Annotated in this window: 15 protein-coding genes; 9 read left to right on the plus strand and 6 right to left on the minus strand. The window is 71.5% G+C overall.

Features of this window, described 5'->3' with window-relative positions; all coding sequences use genetic code 11:
• Positions 1-419: 419 nt before the first annotated feature.
• Complete coding sequence (locus K9U40_RS24820; RefSeq protein WP_414115001.1) at positions 420-674, minus strand: transposase; 255 nt, start codon at positions 672-674, stop codon at positions 420-422.
• Positions 675-1,406: 732 nt separating this feature from the next.
• On the opposite strand from K9U40_RS24820, the gene K9U40_RS11365 reads away from it, so the two are divergent.
• The 9 genes from K9U40_RS11365 (at position 1,407) to K9U40_RS11405 (ending at position 9,549) form a co-directional block, all read left to right on the plus strand.
• Positions 1,407-1,889 (plus strand): Na+/H+ antiporter subunit E, encoded by a 483-nt coding sequence (locus tag K9U40_RS11365; protein WP_282890309.1) that lies wholly within the window; start codon positions 1,407-1,409, stop codon positions 1,887-1,889.
• A complete protein-coding gene (locus K9U40_RS11370) occupies positions 1,882-2,193 on the plus strand; it encodes a monovalent cation/H+ antiporter complex subunit F (RefSeq protein ID WP_282890310.1) in 312 nt (103 codons plus the stop codon). Before K9U40_RS11365 ends, K9U40_RS11370 begins: the two co-directional genes overlap by 8 nt.
• On the plus strand, positions 2,184-2,516 hold the full coding sequence (locus K9U40_RS11375; protein ID WP_282890311.1) for a monovalent cation/H(+) antiporter subunit G: 333 nt from the start codon (positions 2,184-2,186) through the stop codon (positions 2,514-2,516). The genes K9U40_RS11370 and K9U40_RS11375 overlap by 10 nt, the downstream gene beginning before the upstream one ends.
• Positions 2,513-3,445 (plus strand): hydrogenase subunit MbhD domain-containing protein, encoded by a 933-nt coding sequence (locus K9U40_RS11380; protein WP_282890312.1) that lies wholly within the window; start codon positions 2,513-2,515, stop codon positions 3,443-3,445. The genes K9U40_RS11375 and K9U40_RS11380 overlap by 4 nt, the downstream gene beginning before the upstream one ends.
• Positions 3,442-3,762 carry an NADH-quinone oxidoreductase subunit K gene (locus K9U40_RS11385; protein ID WP_282890313.1) on the plus strand — a complete coding sequence of 107 codons (321 nt, stop codon included), beginning with the start codon at positions 3,442-3,444 and terminating at the stop codon, positions 3,760-3,762. Before K9U40_RS11380 ends, K9U40_RS11385 begins: the two co-directional genes overlap by 4 nt.
• Complete coding sequence (locus K9U40_RS11390) at positions 3,759-5,264, plus strand: complex I subunit 5 family protein (protein ID WP_282890314.1); 1,506 nt, start codon at positions 3,759-3,761, stop codon at positions 5,262-5,264. The genes K9U40_RS11385 and K9U40_RS11390 overlap by 4 nt, the downstream gene beginning before the upstream one ends.
• Positions 5,261-6,979: a complex I subunit 5 family protein gene (locus K9U40_RS11395; RefSeq protein ID WP_282890315.1), complete on the plus strand. Its 1,719-nt coding sequence runs from the start codon at positions 5,261-5,263 to the stop codon at positions 6,977-6,979. Before K9U40_RS11390 ends, K9U40_RS11395 begins: the two co-directional genes overlap by 4 nt.
• A 129-nt stretch (positions 6,980-7,108) precedes the next feature.
• Positions 7,109-7,567 (plus strand): MarR family winged helix-turn-helix transcriptional regulator, encoded by a 459-nt coding sequence (locus tag K9U40_RS11400; protein ID WP_282890316.1) that lies wholly within the window; start codon positions 7,109-7,111, stop codon positions 7,565-7,567.
• Complete coding sequence (locus K9U40_RS11405; protein WP_282890317.1) at positions 7,564-9,549, plus strand: FUSC family protein; 1,986 nt, start codon at positions 7,564-7,566, stop codon at positions 9,547-9,549. Before K9U40_RS11400 ends, K9U40_RS11405 begins: the two co-directional genes overlap by 4 nt.
• A gap of 12 nt (positions 9,550-9,561) precedes the next feature.
• On the opposite strand, the gene K9U40_RS11410 is transcribed toward K9U40_RS11405, so the two are convergent.
• The 5 genes from K9U40_RS11410 to K9U40_RS11430 form a co-directional block, all read right to left on the minus strand.
• Positions 9,562-10,278 (minus strand): ABC transporter ATP-binding protein, encoded by a 717-nt coding sequence (locus K9U40_RS11410; protein WP_282890318.1) that lies wholly within the window; start codon positions 10,276-10,278, stop codon positions 9,562-9,564.
• A complete protein-coding gene (locus K9U40_RS11415) occupies positions 10,271-11,497 on the minus strand; it encodes an ABC transporter permease (protein WP_282890319.1) in 1,227 nt (408 codons plus the stop codon). The genes K9U40_RS11410 and K9U40_RS11415 overlap by 8 nt, the downstream gene beginning before the upstream one ends.
• A complete protein-coding gene (locus tag K9U40_RS11420; RefSeq protein ID WP_414114769.1) occupies positions 11,494-12,780 on the minus strand; it encodes an efflux RND transporter periplasmic adaptor subunit in 1,287 nt (428 codons plus the stop codon). Before K9U40_RS11420 ends, K9U40_RS11415 begins: the two co-directional genes overlap by 4 nt.
• Positions 12,781-12,986: 206 nt before the next feature.
• Positions 12,987-17,273, minus strand: coding sequence for a translocation/assembly module TamB domain-containing protein (locus K9U40_RS11425; RefSeq protein WP_282890320.1), 4,287 nt, complete (start codon positions 17,271-17,273; stop codon positions 12,987-12,989).
• Positions 17,273-19,168 (minus strand): autotransporter assembly complex protein TamA, encoded by a 1,896-nt coding sequence (locus K9U40_RS11430; protein ID WP_282890334.1) that lies wholly within the window; start codon positions 19,166-19,168, stop codon positions 17,273-17,275. Before K9U40_RS11430 ends, K9U40_RS11425 begins: the two co-directional genes overlap by 1 nt.
• Positions 19,169-19,231: the final 63 nt, after the last annotated feature.

Consider the following 19,231-nt stretch of genomic DNA (forward strand, 5'->3'; position numbering starts at 1 on the left):
ATAGTGCATGGCTTCGAGGAACTTGCGGTCATCGCGCCCCTTGTCGCCCCGTCGCGACCGGCAAGCGCGGAACACCTCCAGAGCCACCGCCCAATCCTCGTCCGTCATCCGCGTCAGCATGGTCGACCTCGCCAAAAGCCGACCCGCTATGAATCACCGAAAGGACAAGAAGGGAATCCCCCTCCGACTCAACACGGCGAAATCCGTCCACACCGCCTAATGCGCCTTTTAGAGCAACACGGACAGTTGGCCGCTTAACCCTTGCGCAGGCTCCGTTGAGGGGAAAGCCTTCCCCTGCGACCGAGCCCGCGGTCTCGGCCGACCCCTTCTGCGGGGAGACCCCCAGGCTGTGCAGAAACTCGCCGTGCTGGCGCTCGATGTTGCCCCGGAGCGCTGGCCGCGAAGCGGCCCGACCCCGCTCAACTTCCTTGAATCATTGCCCCGGTTCCGACCGTGTTCGTCGCGCGGATAATGTTGAAGGCCAGCACCGATAGCGCCGCTTCCGCCTTCACCCTCCGCAATCCTCTGGTGAGGAACCGGCCTCCGCCGGACATTCGTTTGATCGTTCCGAACGGGTGCTCAACCGTGCATCGTCTGATCCGCATCAGATTCGGGTCGGCGTAGATTCGGGCCTCCATCCGATCGAGCGCACCTTGGTCGTAAAGCCGATGGATCGTGCGCTGAGCGCCCGGCGTGCATCACGGCTTCAGCGCGCAGGTCTTGCACGCTGATGTCCGGTATCGGATCGCGCGATTGCGCGTATGCTTGTCAGATGGGCGCATAGTATGGCCGCCGGGGCACCTGATCGTATCGCTGTCCTCATCATAGATGAATTGCGTCGGCCGAAAGTGCTCCGTGTTCATTGCTCCGCGTTTGATGGGTGCCGACACCGTGATCGCCTCGGTTTCGCAACGGGCGACCTCCTCGGTGTTAGAGTAGCCACCGTCTGTCAGGACGTGCAATTCGTCGGCTTCTAACACCTCCTTGGCCGCCAGAGATACGGGGTGAAGGAGATGACTGTCGTTCGCCTACCGATTCGGTGGGCGGCAAAAGCAGCTCGCGCTTGGTTCCTATCCCACCGTGGGGCTCGCGGATGCCGGCGCCCGTCGCGCGCGCCACCCGCCACGTGCAGAAGCTGTTCAGGGCGGGCGGCACGACGTTTTCGGCTCACCGGCGCGTTCCGCTCACGCTTCGGCCTCATGCCAGCGGCCTATCGCCGGCTGGCGCGGGGCGAGAGCTGAAGCCGAAGCCTCCCCGCGCTCCGCAGGGCATCCGGGCTGCGGCGCATTGCTGCCGGAAATGCGCTCCCGAACGAGCCGAACCTGCGCCTTTCGCCCGGCCTGAGCGATGGCTATGGTGTTGCAAAGCAGCATCCAGAATCGAAGACGCAGGCTTGGAAGGCCGGAATGGGGAACCTCTTCAGTGTGCACGGTGCGGTACGCTGGCTTTCATTCTTCGCCGGCTGGGTGGTGCTCGGCCGCGTCGCGGTAGCGGATCTCGCTGCCGGCGCGGTGATATCCGCTCTCGCCGCCGGCCTCAGCCTGCGGCTGCTGCCGGCGGTGCGGCTGCGCCCGTCCGGGGTCGTCGCCTATGCCGTCCGCTTCTTCGCCAGCTCGTTGGGCGCCGGGTGGGACGTGGCGTGGCGGGTCGCCGCGCGCCCTCCGCGGATTCGCCCCGGCGTGCTGGCGGTGCCGTGCGCCGTGCCGCAGGGCGTCGCGCGGGACGCCTTCCGGGCGCTCGCCAGCCTCCAGCCGGGCACGCTGCCGCTGCCCGGCCACGGGTCGCAGCTGAGGGTCCACTGCCTCGATATCGACACCCCGGTCGCCGCGATGATCGACGCGGATGCCGCCGCGTTCCGCGCCATGGCGGATGCCCCGCGCCATGGCTGACCTCCTCTTCGCGGCGGCGACGCTGCTTCTGCTCCTGACCGCCGCCGGCCTCGCGGCCCTGTGGCGCGCCGGCAACGACGCAGACCGGATGCTCGCCATCCAGCTCCTCGGCTCCGCCGGAATCGCCATCCTGCTGCTGGTGGCTCCGGCTACGGGGGATGCCTCCATTCTGGATACGGCGCTGCTGCTCGCCCTGCTCGCCGCGCTCGCGGCCTGCGCCTACCGTGCCGCGTTCGGACCCACGAGATCGAAGGAAGGGATGAGCCCGAAGGCAGGGGCGCCGCCGGCGGCGCCATGGCCATGAGCCTGATCGCCGACGCCTTCACCCTTGTGTTCGTCGCGGCCGGCATCGCGTTTTTCGCCGCCGGCACGCTCGGGCTCGTGCGCCTGCCGCAGACCCTGTCGCGCATCCATGCCCTCACCAAGGCCGACAATGTTGGCCTCGCCCTCGTCGTGCTCGGCCTGCTGCCGCAGGCCGGGAATATCTTCGATGCCGCCAAGATGGTGGCAATCTGGCTGCTGGCCCAGCTCGCCTCCGGCGCGGTGGCGCAAGTGATGGCGGAAGCTGTGATCGCGGAGGCCAGGGACGGAGCGGACGCATCCCCGCCCGAGGAGAGCCGCCCGTGAGCCTCCTGTTCGATGCCGTGCTCTGCCTTCTGCTTCTCCTCGGTGCGCTGGGCGTGGTGGCCACCGGCGCGGCGAGGCCGGCGGTGATCGCCTTCATCGGCTACGGGCTGCTGCTCGGCCTCGCCTGGGTGCGCCTTGATGCCGTGGACGTGGCGCTGACCGAGATCGCCATCGGCAGCGGTATTTCCGGCGTGGTGCTGCTGCACTGCGTCCGCGCCCTGCCCGCGCCGCCGCGCGCGCCTGCGGCCCATCCCATGCTGCGGCCGCTGGCGGCCGCCATCGCCGTTGCCATAGCGGCGGCGCTGGCGCTTGCGGTGCTCGCCTTGCCGGAGCCGGCGCCCACGCGCGCCGCCGATGTGGCCGCCGCCCTGCCCGCCACCGATCTGGGCAACCCTGTCACCGGGGTGCTCCTCGTCTTCCGCGCCCTCGACACGCTGCTGGAAAAGGTCGTGCTGTTCCTGTCCCTCGTGGGCGTCTGGGCGCTGTCGCGCGATCCGGCTTGCCGCGGCCGTCCGGCCCCCCTGTCGCCCGAGCCGGCGCCGGCGCCCTCCGCCTTCCTCGCCCGCGTGCTGGCGCCCATCGGTGTGCTCGTGGGGCTCTATCTCTTGTGGGCCGGCGCCGATCACCCCGGCGGGGCGTTCCAGAGCGGGGCGGTGCTGGCCGCCATGGGCCTGCTGCTGGTCATGGGCGACCAGATCCGGGTTCCGGCGGCCGGAAACCGGAGCCTGCGCCTGCTGATGCTGGCCGGGCCGTTCGGCTTCCTCGCCGTGGGCTTTGCCGGCTGGGCGACGGCGGGCGTGTTCCTCGGCTATCCGCCCGGCGCGGAGAAGGCGGTGATCATCGCCGTGGAAGTGGCCATCACCCTGTCCATCGCCGTCACCCTCGCTCTCATCGTGCTCGGACCGCCCGCCGACGAGGGGCGATCATGACCGGCGCCCTCCTCTTCGGCCTCGCGGGAGCAGCCCTTGTGGGCTGCGGCGTCTATGGGCTGCTGACGGCGTCAGGCGCCCTCGGCCGCATCCTCGGCTTCAACGTCCTCGGCGGAGGGGTCTTCCTGATTTTCGGCGCCGTGGCGCGACGGGGGGCGGCAGCCGGGTTCAGCGCCGATCCGGTGCCCCAGGCGCTGGTGATCACGGGCATCGTGGTCGCCTTCTGCGCCACCGCCCTCGCCGTGGCCCTGCTGGTGCGGCTCTCCACCATGGAAGCTCGAGCCGCACCCGCCGACGCGGGGGAGAAGGAGACGTGAGCGCCCTTCTCGTGCTGGCGGTGACGGCGCCGCTGCTCGGCCTCGTGCCGCTCTTCCTGCTCGGGCCGCGCACCGGCGAGCGCGCCGCGCTGGCGATGCTCGCCGTCAACCTCGCCGTCACCGCCGGCATCGCGGAGCAGGTGGCGCAAGGCGGGCGGGCACCGGGCTATTTTGTCGGCGGCTTCGCCCCGCCGCTGGGCGTCGGGCTCAGGGCGGACGGCTTTTCGGCCGCCATGATGCTGATGGCGGCACTGGTTCTGCTCCTCACCGGCCTGTTCGCCATGACCGGGCCTGGCGACATGACGCGCAAGGTGAAGGCGCGCGGCTCGGCGGGCAGGCCCGCCACCTTCTTCATCCTGCTGCTGTCGCTCGCCTGCGCCCTCAACCTCGCCTTCCTCGCGCAGGACCTCTTCACCCTCTACGTGGCGCTGGAACTGCTCACCTTCGCCGCGGTGCCCCTGGTCTGCCTCGAAGGCAAGGCGGGGCAGCTTTCGGCGGCGCTCACCTACCTGCTGTTCGCCCTGTTCGGCTCGGTGCTCTATCTGCTCGGCGTGGTGCTGGTCTACGGCCTGTTCGGCACGCTGGACATCGCCCACCTCGCGGGCCTGCTGGCGCAGGGAACCGGCGGGGCGACCGCCGCCGCGGCCCTCGCCCTCATGAGCGCGGGCCTGATGGCCAAGGCCGCCTTGTTCCCGCTTCACCTCTGGCTGCCGCCGGCCCATTCGGGCGCGCCTCCGGCAGCGAGCGCGGTGCTCTCGGCCGTGGTCATCAAGGCGCCGCTGTTCCTTCTGGTGCGACTCTGGTCGGACCTCGCGCCCTTGCCCCTGACCCAGGTCGCCGGCCCGATCTTCGCCGTCTGCGGGGCGGCGGCCATCGTGTTCTGCGGGGTGGTGGCGCTGGCGCAGGAGCGGCTGAAGCTGCTGATCGCCTATTCCACGGCGGCGCAGATCGGCTATCTGTGCCTCATGTTCCCCCTCGCCGCCTCGGACGACGGGCAATGGAGCGCCCTCGCCTGGACCGGCGGCACGCTGCACCTCGTCTCCCATGCCCTGTCCAAGGCCGCCATGTTCCTCGCCGCCGGCCTGATCGCGGAGACCATGGGCCATGACCGGCTGTCGGGGCTCTCGGGCGTCGGCCGGCTCGCGCCGGTGAGCGTCGCCGCCTTCGGCCTCGGCGGCCTCTCGCTCATGGGGCTGCCGCCGTCCGGCGGCTTCGTCGCCAAGGTGATGCTGCTCACCTCGGCCCTGCAGCAGGGCTCGTGGTGGATCGCCACCGTCGTGCTCGCGGGCGGGCTGCTGGCGGGCGGCTACGTGCTGCGGGTGGTGGTGATCGCCCTGCAGCATCCCGATGCCGGCCTGCCGGAGGCGCGGGAGTGCCGCTGGCGGGCGCTGATCGCCCTCGCCCTCGCCTTCGGGGCCATGCTGGTCGGCTTCATGCCGCTCGCGCCCCTGCCCTTCCTGGATATCGGCCGCCCCCTGTCGTGGGAGGGATTGCTGCCATGACCGGCGACGCGCTGCCCCCGCCGCTCGATCTCTCCGGCCTCGCGCCCGCCATGCCGGTCCTGTCCGAGACGCTGATGGTGGTGGCAATCGCCCTGCCGCTGGCTCTGGCCTTCGGCGCGCTGGTGCCGGCGGTGCGCCGTGTCTTGCCCCATCTTCTGGTCTTCGTCCCGCTTCCGGCGCTCATCGCGGCTCTGGCCGTGCCGCGCGGACTTTCGGTGCTGGTGGCGCCCGATCCGTTCCGCTTCACCCTCGCCCTCGATGCGCCGGGCGCGCTGCTGCTGGGCGGGGCGGCGCTGCTGTGGATGACGGCCAGCGCCTATGCCATGGCCTATCTGCGCAAGGATCCGGCGCGGCCGGCCTTCATCGTCTGGTGGCTGCTCACCATGGCGGGGTCCTTCGCCGTGTTCCTGGTGGCGGATGTGGCGAGCTTCTATCTCGCCTATGCCCTCGTCAGCTTTTCCGCCTATGGCCTCGCCGCCCATGACGACACGGTCGAGGCCCGGCGCGCCGGCGCGCTCTACCTCGCCCTGACGGTGCTCGGCGAGGCGCTGCTGATCGCGGCCTTCGTCATGCTCGCCTCCGGCCCAGCCGACGCCAATCCGCAGATCCGCGATGCGGTGGCCCTGCTGCCCGCCTCGCCGTGGAAGACGCCCATTCTCCTCCTGATCCTCCTCGGCTTCACGCTGAAAATGGGCCTGTTTCCCCTGCATGTCTGGATGCCGCTGGCCCATTCCGTGGCGCCGGTGCCCGGCTCGGCGGCGCTCTCCGGCATCGTGGTGAAGGCCGGTGTCATCGGCCTGCTGCGCTTCCTGCCCGAAGGCGTGCCTTTGCCCGGCTGGGGCGCGCTGCTGTGCGGCGCCGGCCTGTTCACCGCCTATTACGGGGTCGCCGTGGGCCTCACCCAAAGGCATCCCAAGCGCGCCCTTGCCTATTCCACCGTGAGCCAGATGGGCGTGGTGGCGGCGGTGATCGGCGCCGGGATCATGAACGGGACGGCCGGCACCTTCACCATCGCCGCCTTCTATGCGGCGAACCACATGCTGCTGAAGGGCGCCATGTTCCTCATGGTGGGGGTGGCCATGGCGGCCTCGCCCCGGCGCGCCCTCGCGGCGGCGGCCGTGGCCGCCCTGCTGGGCCTCAGCCTCGCCGGCCTGCCGCTGAGCGGCGGCGCCATGGCGAAATACGCCATCAAGCTCATCGTGCCCGATGGGGGGGCCGGGGTTCTGCTCACCCTCTCCGCCGCCGGCAGCACGCTGCTGATGGCGCGCTACGCCCTGCTGGTGGCCCGCAGCGGGACGGAAAACCAGAAGACCGAAGGCAAGGAAATGCAAGGCCGCCCGCCGCGCGGCCTCGTCCTGCCCGCGCTGGCCCTCGCCGTGCTGGCGCTGTTCGCTCCGTTCGCGCTGTTCGCGGAGGTGACGGGCGTGCCGGTCTCCGCCGCCTTCACAGCGGCCGCGCTCGTAAAGGGATTCTGGCCCGTGGGGCTGGGGCTGGGGGTCGCGGCGCTCCTCGCCTGGAAAGGGCCGCGCGTGCCGGAGGTGCCGGCCGGCGACATCCTCCACGCCGCCGGCTTTCTGAGCGCTACGGGCCGGACAATCATGGAAGGGACAGTGGCGGCCGATGCCGTCCTGCGCCGCTGGCCCGTCGCCGCCCTCGCCTTGCTGGGGGTCGCCGTCAGTCTTGCCGCCACGCTGACCTTCGCCGCCATGCCATAACGCTGCTGGCACCAGCGGCCCGAACGGCCGGTTCCTCGCAAGCCCCCTCCCTGCGAAATCGGCTGGCGCGCGGTGTCATTCCGGCTTATATAATTTGAATTCAAATTATTTGAAATATCATCATATGCCATGACTGACCCCTCCTCCGTTCGCGAACGCTTCGGCATGCTGTTCGTCTTGGTGGCCCGCCGCTGGCGCAGCGCGCTGGACGCGGGCCTTGCCGAGATGGGCCTCTCCGACGCCACCTGGAGCCCCCTTCTCCATATCGGCCGTTCCGGCGGCGGCCTTTCCCAGAAGGATCTTGCGGCGCGCGTCGGCATCGACGGGTCGAGCCTCGTCCGGCTGCTCGACATCCTCGCCGACAAGGGGTTGATCGAACGCCGCCAGGACCCGGCCGACCGGCGCGCCAACCTGCTGTTCCTGACTGCGGCCGGCCATGCCGCCATGGCCGGCATCCAGCGCATCCTGACCAGGATCGAGGACGCCATGCTGGCCGATCTCTCCGACGCCGAGATGGAGGCGATGACATCGGCGCTGGAGCGCATCGACAGCCGGATCCGGATGCGGCGCGACCGGGAGCGGCCATGACCGCCCGCGCGAGACTGGAGCAGCTCGGCTTCGATACCGCCCGGCTCCACTTCACCCTGCGCACGGCCGTTGCGGCCTGCTGCGCCCTCGCGCTGGCCTGGGGGATCGGCCTCGAGCATCCGCAATGGTCCGCCATGACCGTCTGGGCCGCCGCGCAGCCGGTCCGCGGCCAGCTGGTCGAGAAGAGCTTCTTCCGCGCCCTCGGCACCATCATCGGCGCGACGGCGGGCATCGGCCTGCTGTTCGCCGCGCAGGGGCAGGAATGGGCCATCGTCCTCGGGCTCGCCGTCTGGATCGGCCTGTGCGCCGGAGCCGGCAACGTCATGCGCGGCTTCGCCGCCTACGGCGCCATGCTGGCCGGCTATTCAGCCGCCATGGTCACGCTGCTCCACAGCGCCGCTTCGGCCGGCCCCCTCGCGGTGGGCGTCGATCGCATGCTGACGGTGCTCCTCGGCGTGCTGGTGGCGCTCGCCATCGGCTGGGTCTTCGCCACGCCCGGCGATCCCGACGACCCGGCGCGACGGGTGCGGCGCCTCTCCCGCCGGATCCTGGACGACCTCGCCACGCATCTCGTCGCCGCCGAACCGCCGGACCGGAGCGGACACCAGCGCCTGCTCTCCGAAATGGCGGCCATCGAGGAGGGCCTCGACGGCCACGCCGCCGGCTCGCTGCGTTCGCGCGCCGCCATCCGGCATATCCGCAGCCTGTTGTCGGCGCAGGTCGCGCTGGTGCTGTGGATGCGGCGCCGGCCGCCCGCGGCGGTGGACGGCATGCTCGTGGCGGCGGTGCGACGGGCGGCCGAAGCCTGCGACGGCCCCGACGACGCAAGGCATGCCGCGGCCGCGCTGCGCCACGCCGCCGGCCTCGCCGCCTCCACGCCCATGCTGTCGGAGGCGCTCACGGGCCTCGCCGAGGCCATGCCACCGCAGCCCGGAACCGGGCCCCGGCGGGACAGCGGCCCGGCCCATGGCGTGGTCCTGCACCGCGACTGGATCGGAGCGAGGGAGGCCCTGATCCGCGCCAGCCTCACGATCCTCGTCGTGGGCGGCGCCTGGCTGGCAACGGGGTGGCAGGCCGGCGCCTTCATGCTGCTCGGTGCCACCATCATGACCAGCATCTTCTCCACCGCCGACAATCCGGCGCAGACCCTGCGGCAGGTGCTGGTGGGCCAGATGCTGGGCGCAACCGGGGCGCTGGCCTGCCGCTGGCTGGTATGGCCGCTGGCCGGCAGCGGCTTCGGCCTCGTGCTGGCGATGATGCCCTTCATCCTGCTCGGAGCGTTCCTGCTGGCCCACCGGCGCACGGCGGGTCCCGTCGGGTTCGACTACAGCATGGTGGTGCTGCTGATGCTGCAACCCGCCTGGCCGCTGACGGGGACATTCGCGCATTCCCTCGCGCTCGCCGCCGCCGTCGTCCTCGGGCCCGCGCTGGGGATCGCGGCCTTCCTCCTGATCTTTCCCGTGGATGGGCACCGCCGGCTGCGCACGCTCGCGGCCATGATGGTGCACGACATCGAGGCCATGGCGGCACGGCGCGGCGTCTCCGGGCAGCGTGCCGTCTGGCGGGCGCGGCTCTATCACCGGGTGCTGCGGCTGGTGCGCTGGGCGGACAAGACCGGGCAGAGCAGGGCGCAGGTGATCGAAGGGGGCTTTGCCGTGCTGCTGCTGGGCTCGGCGGTCATGCACATGGACACGACGCTGCGCCGGCCGGGCGTGTCGCCGGCGACGGCGCGGCGGCTCGAAGCTGCGCTGGCGCGGCTGCGCCACGTGGGCCAGAACCCGGAGCGCGCGGCCCGGGCACTGGCCGCTGCCGCGACGCGCATGGCGCAGGACGGCACCGGGGATGCGGCTCTGCTGCACGAAGCCGCCGCCGAACTTTCCGAGCGCGCCGGCTTCATGACGGCGGCCGGCGCACCGCCATCAGCCAGACCATCCCCATGGCCGGAACTCCGGTGGGCGACACGTCCGCGTTCGGGAACATGACCCTGGCCCGGCTCAGGCGGCGCCCGGCTCGTGGGTGCGGCCGGCGCGCTCGGCGTTGATGCGGCCGTCCACCAGCTCGACGATGCGGTCGCAGCGCTCGGCGAGAGCCATGTTGTGGGTGACGACCACGAAGGTCGTGCCCCGCTCCCGATTGATCCGGCGCAGCAGGGAGAAGACGCCCTCCGCGGAGGCGGTGTCGAGGTTTCCGGTGGGCTCGTCCGCCAGCACCAAAGCGGGGTCCATGGCCAGCGCCCGGGCCACCGCCACGCGCTGCTGCTGGCCTCCGGACATGTTGGTGGCGCGGTTGTCGCGCCAGCGGCTGAGGCCCACCCAGTCCAGCAGGTCGTCGGCGCGGCGCTCCATCTGGCGGTCGGCATGGCCGCGGTCCACCAGCATGGGCATCATCACGTTCTCGACCGCCGTGAAGGCCGAGATAAGGTAATGATACTGGAACACGAAGCCGATGGCGTGGCCGCGCAGCCTCGTGCGCACGGCGTCGTCCAGCCGGGTGGTGTCGGTGCCGTCGATCACGAGCCGGCCGGAGGTGGGGCTGTCGAGCAGGCCGACGATGTTGAGCAGGGTGCTCTTGCCCGAGCCCGACGGCCCGATGAGCGCCACGAACTCGCCGGCGCACACGGTGAGGTCGATGCCGTGCAGCACCTCGGTCTCCACCGGCGTGCCGACGGCGTAGGATTTGCGGATCGCCTCGAGGGCCAGGACATCAGCCACGGATCGCCTCCACCGGGTCGATGCTGGCCGCGCGCAGGGCCGGAGCGAGGCCGGCGATGACCCCGGTCAGGGTGGCGACGGCCGCCGCGGCCACGAACAGGCCCGGCTCCAGCACCAGGGGAAACAGCTCCGAGCCGTCCACCTGCCGGAACAGGCGGTGCCACAGGATCAGCGCCCCCGCCCCGAAGGCCGAGCCCAGCACCGAGCCGGCAAAGCCGAGCACGCCGCCCTGGATGAGGAAGATCCGCAGGATCCGCCCGCGGGTCGTGCCCATGGCGCGCAGGATGCCGATGTCCTTCGAGCGCTGGATCACCGACACCACCAGCACGGCGGCGATGCCGAAGGCGACCGAGATGCCCACGAACAGCCGGATCATGGTGTTCGAGGTCTGCTGCGCACGCACCGCCGTGAAGAACTGGGCGTTGGTGGTGATCCAGCTGTCCGCCTCCACCGGCACCACGGCGGCGATGTCGCGGGCGATGGTGTCGGCGGCGTAGGTGTCGGTCACGGTCATGTCGATGGTGGTGGCGCCGCCGATGAGGTTGAGCAGGCTCTGCGCCGTGCGCAGGGCCACATAGGTGTTGCGCGCGTTGGCGGCCTTGTTGCCGAAGTCGAAGATGCCGGTGATGGTGAGGATGCGGCCGCCGCCATTGGCGGTGGTGACGTTCAGCTTGTCGCCCACGCCGGCGCCGAGGTCCTTGGCGAGCTCGGTGCCGATCATGATGTCGTCGGTGCCCAGCCGCGCCGTGCCGGCCACCACATAGTCGGGCACGCGCACGATCCGGAAATACTGCTCGGGCTCCATGCCGGTGACGGAGATGCTGCGGCTGGCATCGCCCCGCACCGCGAGGGCCGAGCCGGAAGCGGTGGGCGCGACCACCACCACGTCGGGCCGCGCCCGCATGGCCGCGGCGATGGACTGCCACTGGTCGATGGAGAGGATGCGCTGGGTCGGCTTCTGCACCAGCGCGCCCTCGATCACGCCGGGCTGGTCGCGCAGCGGCCGCGCCACCTCGTCCGGCGGCAGCAGCTGGATCTGTGGCTGGGAGGTGAGCACCCGCCGGATGAAATTGGCCTGCAGCCCCGCCAGCATGGCCGACATGAACACGATGACGGCCACGCCGATGGTGACGCCGCCGAGGATGAAGGCGGTCTGCATCCGGCCCTCGCCCAGGAAGCGCAAGGCGGCGGTCCATTCGAACGGCACGAGGCGGTTCATCGCGGGATCGGCCGGATACGCTGGCCGGCGCGCACGCCGGACGCGACGGGCACCACTTGCTCGCCGGGCGTGAGCCCCTCCAGCACCTGCACCTGATCGGCCGCCCACAGGCCGAGGCGCACCTTCTGCTCGCGGGCGCGCCCGTCGCGCGCCACCAGAACCCAGGGTGCCGCCGACGTGGGCTCGTGCACGGTGCGGGCGGGAACCACGATGGCGTCGGGCTGGCGATCCACGGCGATGTCCACGGACACCGTCATGTCCTGCCGCAGATAGGCCGGCGGATCGGCCACGGTGAGCTTCACCTCCACCGAGGCGCGGGTGATGTCCACCGAGGGATTGATATAGGTCAGCGTCGCGGAAAAGCGCTGGTCCGGATAGGCATCGGCGGAGGCGACGGCGCTTTGGCCGAGCTTGAGCAGCCTCAGATTCTTCTCGTCGATCTGCACCACGAGCTGGCTGGCGCCGGCCGGCGCCAGCACCAGCAGCGCCTTGCCCGCCTGCACGACGGTGCCGCGCTCCACGCTGCGGGTGATGAGCACCCCGTCCCGCGGCGCGATGATGGTGGCGTAGCCGAGGCGCGCGCGGGCGGTGGCGAGGTTCGCCCGCGCCTGGCTCAGCTGGGTCTGCGCCAGAACGTAGTCGCTGCCGCCGGGGCTCGACGTGTAGACCTGCAACTCGGCGGTGCGGGCGAGGGTGCGGGCGACGTTGAGCGCCCGGGTGGCTTCGTCCAGCGTCGCCTGGGTCCCCGCGCCGGACCTGGCGAGCTTGTCGGCCCGGTCGAACGCCGACTGGGCGTTTTCGAGGTTGGCGCGGGCCTGCTTGAGCGCTTCGTCGGCAGCGGGCTTGGTGAGTTCGTGCAACTGCCGGATCCGGGCCTCGGCCTGCTCCACCGCCCCCTCGGACTGCACCACGGCCGCCTCGAGTTCGGTCCCGTCGAGGGCGATGAGGGGCTGGCCCTGCCGCACCGTCTGCCCCTCCTCCACCAGCACGTCCTTGACGGCTCCGGTGATCTGGCTGCCGATGGTCACGCGGTAGGGCGTCTCCACATGGCCGGTGGCGACAACGGTGCGCACCAGCTCGCCCCGGACCACCGGGTAGACCACCACCTCGGGCCCCTCCATCCAGCGCAGCGCCAGGAGCGCGGCGCCGGCCAGCGCGAGCACCAGGGCACCAACCCGCCACTTGCGGCGCCACAGGGCGGCAAGCACGCCGCCCCGCGCCCCTGCCCGGTCCGGCGGCGCGGGCGTCAGGTCCTTGCGGATGGCTGGGGTCTGCTGGTCCACTTTCGTCCTGGGCTGTTCCGGTACGGCTCCGGCATGGGCTGGCATCATGGAACGCCGGGAGGATGGCGGCGCCGTGTTGCGATCGGCGCGATCATGCCGCGCATCGCGCGCGGGTTAAAGGCGATGACGCAACTTGGGCGTGGCAGAACAGCGCGATCCCGCCGGTCCCGGCGCTGCAAACCGTCGCAGGTCTGGATGCATAGCGCTCAGTAGTCCCACTGGGCGCCGATGCCGACCTCGGCCGAGCCGTCGGCGCCGGTGGCGCCCTGCAGGCGGATGTTCTTGGTGATGTCCACGTCCACGGTCACCTGGCCGGAGCCGGGCGTGATCCCCTGCCGCACGCCCATATACATGCGGTCGTTGAGGCGCCGGCCGATGCCCACCTGCCCGCCGGTGCCGGCGGCATTGGTGCCCACCTGGAGGCTGTCCACGCCCAGCGAACGCCGCATCTGTTCCAGCATGCCGCCGCCCCCGGAGAATTGCGCGATGGTCTGCGCGATCTGCAGCGCCTGGGCGCCGGTGAGCGAGCCCGCCGAGCGGCCGAACATGAGCCGCGAGAGCACTTCGTCCTGGGGCAGTGTCGGGTTGGAGGTGAAGGTCACGTCGGGCCGCGAGGCGGCGCCGGTGACCAGGATCTGCGCGGTGATCTCGTTGGCGGTGGTCTCCGCCACGAAGTCGAGGTCGGGATCCGTGGTGCCGTTGAAGGTGATCTTGCCCCGGGTGAAGGTGAGGCGACGGCCGAGCACGTCGAAGGTGCCGCGCCGCATCTCGAAGCCGCCCTGCGTCGCCGGGCTCGCGCTGGTGCCACCCAGCTTCAGCTCGCCGCCCAGTTCCGCCTCCAGCCCCATGCCCCGGACGAAGACGTTGTTGGGCGCGGAGACCGTGAGATCGAGCGGCATGCCGCCGGAACGGCGCGGCGCGGCGGCCGGGGCGCGGCCACGGTTGTTGGGGGCGGCGTTGCGCGCGGGCCCCCCGTTCACATGGCGCACGTTCAGCCCGGCGCCGCCGCCGGGCAGGCGATCGGGAATATTGACGTCGAGGGTGCGCACCACCAGCCGGCCGGTGAGGCGCGGATTGTCGGCGAAGGCGCCGTCCACCGCGAGCCGCCCCTCGGTCACGAGGCGCATGACCTCGCTGTTGACAAGGCCGGCATTGGAGAGGTCCACGTCGATGCGGCCGGGAAAGCCCCGCTCGGGATCGAGGGCGACCGTGCCGCGCGCGCTCACGCCGCCGCCATTGGGCGTGCGGGCGGAAAGCGAGGTCAGTGTCACGGAGCGGTCGGTGCCGGTGATGACGCCCTCGATATTCGACAGGTTGACGCCGTTGACGCTGTCGTCGAAGCGGGCGCCGGAAATGCGCACCGTGCCGCCCGCCCGCGGCGCGGCGGCGGTGCCGCGCACCGTGGCGTCGATGGCCGCGCGCCCGCGCACCTGCGCGCCGGAGGTGGCAAGCATGGGGTTGGCCAGCGCGAGGTCCAGCGCCCCCCGGATGGCGAGGTCGAGGTCGCCGGCGCCGAGGGGGGCCGAGCCGGTGAGGGTGACATCCGACAGGAAACGTCCCGCAATCGTCGCCCTCGTGGTCACGCGCCCGTCCTCGAACCGGCCATCGGCCCGGACGTCGAGCGGCCCGAGCCCGTTGGCTGCGAGATCGCGCGTGCTGACCCGGGCGACGTTCAGCATATAGGTCCCCGTGGGCGCCGACGCCGGCCCGGTGAGCCGCGCCGAGCCCGAGAGAGTCCCGGCGAGGCCGAGTCCCGGCGCCGCGAGGTCCGCCAGCCCCAGCGGCAGGGTATTGAGCACCACATCCAGCCCCAGCGTCGCGCCGGCCCGGCCGGAAACGGTCGCGCTGCCGCCACGGGTGGAGAGCGCCAGCCGGTCGATGGTCAGGGTATCGCCGGACCAGCGGAAGTTGGCCGGCGCCGCATTGGTCAGGCTGGTGCTGCCGCGGGCGAGGTTCAGCCGGTCGAGGCGGAAGGCGACGGCGCCGTCGCGCTGGCTCAGCAAGCCCGCGGTGGCGAGCGTCGCGCCGTTGACCACGGCATCGAGATTGAGGCTCGTTCCTGCGGCGGCCGCATCGGCGGTCAGATTGGCGCGCGAGATGTCCATGCCGCCGGCATTCACCGCCCGCAGGTCCACCGTGCCGTCCAGCACCGGCATGCCGGCGGGATCGGCCACGCTGGCGTCGATGCGGGCACTACCCACGCTCTGGCCGGCGGCGGAGACATTGGCCGCGTCGGCCTTCACCGCCACGCGCTGCTTGCCTCCGGCGGCATCCAGCCGCACATCGGCATTGAGCCGTCCGGCAAGCTGGGTCAGCGCCAGCGGCGAGAGATCGTTGAGGTCTGCGGCGGCGACCACCAGCGTCCCGTCGGCGAGCCCGGCCGCCGAGAGCCGCACGTCGCCTTTGGCCGAGACCGAGCCGATGGCGAAAGCGAGATCCTTGAGCTGCCGCGCGCCGTCCGCCAGCGTCGAGAAGGCGCCGGATCCGGTCGCGGGCTTGCCCGCCACCCGGCCGTCGAGGGTGAAGTGCGCCGCGGGACGGCCGGTAAGGTCGGAGGCGGTCAGCGCGAGGCTCAGGCCCTCCACCTTCTGCTTCATGGCGGTTCCGGACGGCATCACGAGCCGGGCCGTGAGTCCGAGGTCGTCGAGGCTGCCCCGGAACGCCGCCTCACCCGTCACCGCGCCGGAGACGCGGTCGTCGAGCTTCACGAGATCCGCCAGCGCCAGTTTCGCCGCAAGGTCGGCCCGGGCACGGGAGACCGAGCCTTCCGCAGTCACCGTCAGGCTTTCCGACGCCAGGTTGAAGCGGTCCACACGGATGGCATTCTGCCCGTCCCGCGCCAGCCTGGCGGTGAGCGTCGTGACGCCGCCGAACAGCCCGTCCACGGCCGCGATCCTGGTGGCGACGCCCTTGGTGCCGCCGGTGAGGCTCATGTCCACGCGGGAGAGGTCGCCCGTGGCGTCGATGGTGGCGTCCAGCGTCGCGGTGCCGCCCAGCCGGCGGCCGGCGAGCGGGGAGAAGGCGACGAGATCGAGCTTTTCGAGGCGGAGCGTGCCGGCGATCTTCTCCGCCGCCGCAACGCCGGTGAAGCGGCTGGTGAGGGCCGCCAGTTCCACCGTGACGCTGGTGACGGCCGGTGCCCCGTTCTTTGGCCGCGACCCGGCGAGGGTGAAGCGGGCGTTGCGCCCCAGCGCCTCCGCCACCTTCGGATCGGTCGCCGACAGGCCGTCCGCGCGCCCGTCGAGGGTGAAAGCGAGGTTCTGGCCGGCGTCGGGAATTGTGGCCAGATCCACATCCAGCGTGGCGGCGCCATAGCCGGCGCCCTTCAGGTCCGCCGCCGTGGCCCGCGCGGCGATGGCGGGGGCGGCGAAGGACCCTTTCAGCGTGCCGTCGAGGGCTACGGATCGCCAGCTCACGCCGGGGGCGAGGGCCGCGAAGCGGGCCGCCTCGCCGGCCTTCACGCCAAAGGCGAGGTCAGCGGCCATCGTGCCGGCATCCACGTCGCCCTTCACGCCGGCGCCGAAGCCGGCGGCGCGCACCGTGGCACTCTCGATGGCGATGCGCCGCGCCGCAGTCACGGTGGCGGCGCCGGCAATCTCCGCTCCGCCCTCGAACAGGGGCGCGACGGCAGCCGGCAGCAGGCGGGCGATATCGGCATCGGCGGTGAAGCTGACGCGCCGCCCGGTCGCGCTCGCCCGCACCTGCGCGGAGCCTGCGACCTTGGCGGCATCGCCCGCCGCCAGGTCGAGGCGTCCGTCCCAGGCGTCCAGCGGACCCGAGCCCTTCAGCGTCGCCGTGATGGCGGGCAGGCCGGCAACGCCCGCGGCGCGCGCCACGAGGCCGCCGGCCGGCTCCTCCGCAGTCACGTCGAGGTCGAGCCGCGCCGGCTGCGGCACATAATCGAGCCGGCCGAGGATGCTGCCGGCCTGATCGTGCCGCTTCAGGTTGAACGCCGCCGACAGGCCTTGCTCCAGCGACCGCAGCTCGGCCGAGGCGGCGAGCGAAAGCACCGCCGCATGCCCCAGCACCGGCTCGTCGATGACGATCTCGTCGATGGCGAGGCGCCCGATGCGCACCGGCAGGGCGAAGCCCCCGCCCCCGCTCGTGGCCGATGGCGCGGCGGGCGCGGGCGCGGGCGGCAGATCGGGCTTGCGCCGGAGCGCGACGCGCGAGGCCCCGGCGAGATCAATGTCGAGGGTGCCGGCGAGGAGCGAGAGGGGGTTCCAGTCGAGGCGCACATTCTCCACCTCGGCGAAGGTGCCCCCGGCATCGGCGGCGGTGATGCGCGCCACACCCATGTTGACCGGCACGAAGCCGGTGATGCCGGAAATCTCCACCTGCAGCCCGTTCGCGGAGGCGAGCGAGGAGCCCAGCCGCGCCAGCAGCGCCTTGCCCGGCGGGGTCTGGATGGCGCCGAAGAGCATGACGAGAAGCGCCAGCACACCCAAAAGGGCGAGGCCGAGCCATTTGGCGAGGGTGCGCACGGTTGCCATCAGAAGGCCTGCCCCAGGCTGACATAGATGCCGAAGGACCCGTCGTCGGGCCCGGGATTGAGCGGCACCGCAAAATCGAACCGCAGCGGGCCAATGGGCGTGTAGTAGCGCAGCCCGATGCCGGCCGCGTATTTCATGCCGTTGAAGTCGGGATATTCCGTCGCGAAGGCCGAGCCCATGTCGAAGAAGGGCACGATGCCGATGGTGTCGGTGATCTTCACGCGCAGTTCCGCCGACGCCTCGAAGAAGGAGAGGCCGCCGACGATCTGGCCGAACGCATTGCGCGGGCTGGCCGACTGGTAGTCATAGCCGCGCAGCGAGCCGCCGCCGCCCACATAGAAGCGCCGCTGCGGCGGCACGTCGTAGAGGTCGGTGACGCCCACGAGGCTGCCGGCGGCCACCCGGCCGGCAAGGATCAGGCGCCGGTCGTCGTCGAAGGCGTGGTAGGCGGCGAGCGCGGCCTTGAGCATCACCGGGCCGGCGCCGCTGTCGCCGAGATAGGCGAAGGGCTCCACCGTGGCGCTGGCGCGGATGCCGCGGGAAGGATCGAGCGCGTTGTCGGTGGTGTCGTAGAAGACATCGACGGGAATGCCGGTGACCAGCGCATTGTAGGTGCCGGTGGTGTCCTCCACCTGCCCGTCCTCGAAATCCACGCCCACCTGCATGGACAGCTGATCATCGAAGCGGTGGCGCACGGCAACAAGGGCGGTGACGCCCTCGCGCACATAGGCGTTGGTCACCTCCCGCAGGATGGCCGCATTGGCGATGAGGTCGTCCTGCGCGGTGTAGATGCCCGGCTTCACGAAGCTGGCGGCGAGCTTGTAGCCGAACGGGTCGGCGTTGGGCACGGCCTCCGATTCCTGGCCGAACCACGACACCGAGGCATCGAGCCGCAGGGTCTCGCCGCCGCCGAACAGGTTGCGGTGGCCCCAGAAGCCGTTGATGGAGGAGCCATCCGTGCTGGAATACTTGGCCGAGAAGCCCACATAGCGCGGCTCGCGCGGGCGCACCTCGATATGGATGGGTAGCCGGCCCTGGGGGTCGAGCCGCTCGCCCTCGCGGATGCGCACGCTGGCAATGGCCTGGTACGTCAGCAGGCGCTTGCGCAGGCGGTTCCGGCGCTCGGGCGAATAGAGCGTGCCGGGCGGGATCTCGATGCGCTCCTCGATGAAGCCCGGCGTGAGGAACTCGGCGCCCGAGACGGTGAAGGTGCCGAAGGTGGCGACCGGTCCCGGCTCGATGAGCAGCGTCACGTTGAGCCGGTTGGTCGCGTGGTCCGCCACCACGTCCTTGCCGGTCAGGCGGGCGAAGGGGTGGCCGCGCTCGCGCCAGAAATCCACCAGCACCGCCTCCGCGCGGACCACCCGGTCGGCGCGCGCGGATTCGCCGGGCTCGAGGCCCAGGGCGCGCAGGCTCGGCCCCTCCGCGAGGGGACGGCGGGTCGTGGCGTCGAGGATGCGGATGTCGCCGAAGACGAAGGGCGGGCCGGGATCCACATCCACGCGCACCGGCACCGGGCCGGCCTTGCGGGCGCGCTCCACCATGTCGAACACGTTGGCGGCGTTCGGCGCGACGCCGGCGACGGTGATGCGGATGGCGCCGCCATAGCGGCCTTCGCCATAGAGCGCGGCGTTGATGCGCTCGAAGTCGGAGAGCGCGCGGCGCACGAGGCCGGCGGCGCCGGACGGCGGGCGATTCTTGAGGGTTTCGAGGTTGGAGGCCTGGGTAACGGCATTCCTGATGCCGCTCTCGCCGCCGGCGACCTCGATCTCCACGCTATAGGGCGTGGCGTCGATGGCGGGTGGCTGGCGCGAGGCCGGATTGGGATTGAACAGATCTGCGATGGAACTGAAAAAGTTGTCATTCTGCGCGCGAGCGGGCACGGCCGAAAGCATAACGGCCACGGGCACGATCAGTAATGGACGAAGCCGGGTCCAATATCGAGATGCGAATATCGC

This window comes from Xanthobacter autotrophicus (genome assembly GCF_030015065.1).
In the GTDB taxonomy this organism is placed as follows: domain Bacteria; phylum Pseudomonadota; class Alphaproteobacteria; order Rhizobiales; family Xanthobacteraceae; genus Xanthobacter; species Xanthobacter autotrophicus_D.

Bases quoted from the DNA above. Each gene is read 5' to 3' on its own strand.
- K9U40_RS11415 (WP_282890319.1), bottom strand. From the start codon at position 11,497: ATGAACCGCCTCGTGCCGTTCGAATGGACCGCCGCCTTGCGCTTCCTG.
- K9U40_RS11425 (WP_282890320.1), bottom strand. From the start codon at position 17,273: ATGGCAACCGTGCGCACCCTCGCCAAATGGCTCGGCCTCGCCCTTTTG.
- K9U40_RS11405 (WP_282890317.1), top strand. From the start codon at position 7,564: ATGACCGCCCGCGCGAGACTGGAGCAGCTCGGCTTCGATACCGCCCGG.
- K9U40_RS11400 (WP_282890316.1), top strand. From the start codon at position 7,109: ATGACTGACCCCTCCTCCGTTCGCGAACGCTTCGGCATGCTGTTCGTC.
- K9U40_RS11395 (WP_282890315.1), top strand. From the start codon at position 5,261: ATGACCGGCGACGCGCTGCCCCCGCCGCTCGATCTCTCCGGCCTCGCG.
- K9U40_RS11430 (WP_282890334.1), bottom strand. From the start codon at position 19,168: ATGCTTTCGGCCGTGCCCGCTCGCGCGCAGAATGACAACTTTTTCAGT.
- K9U40_RS11375 (WP_282890311.1), top strand. From the start codon at position 2,184: ATGGCCATGAGCCTGATCGCCGACGCCTTCACCCTTGTGTTCGTCGCG.
- K9U40_RS11365 (WP_282890309.1), top strand. From the start codon at position 1,407: ATGGGGAACCTCTTCAGTGTGCACGGTGCGGTACGCTGGCTTTCATTC.
- K9U40_RS11385 (WP_282890313.1), top strand. From the start codon at position 3,442: ATGACCGGCGCCCTCCTCTTCGGCCTCGCGGGAGCAGCCCTTGTGGGC.
- K9U40_RS11370 (WP_282890310.1), top strand. From the start codon at position 1,882: ATGGCTGACCTCCTCTTCGCGGCGGCGACGCTGCTTCTGCTCCTGACC.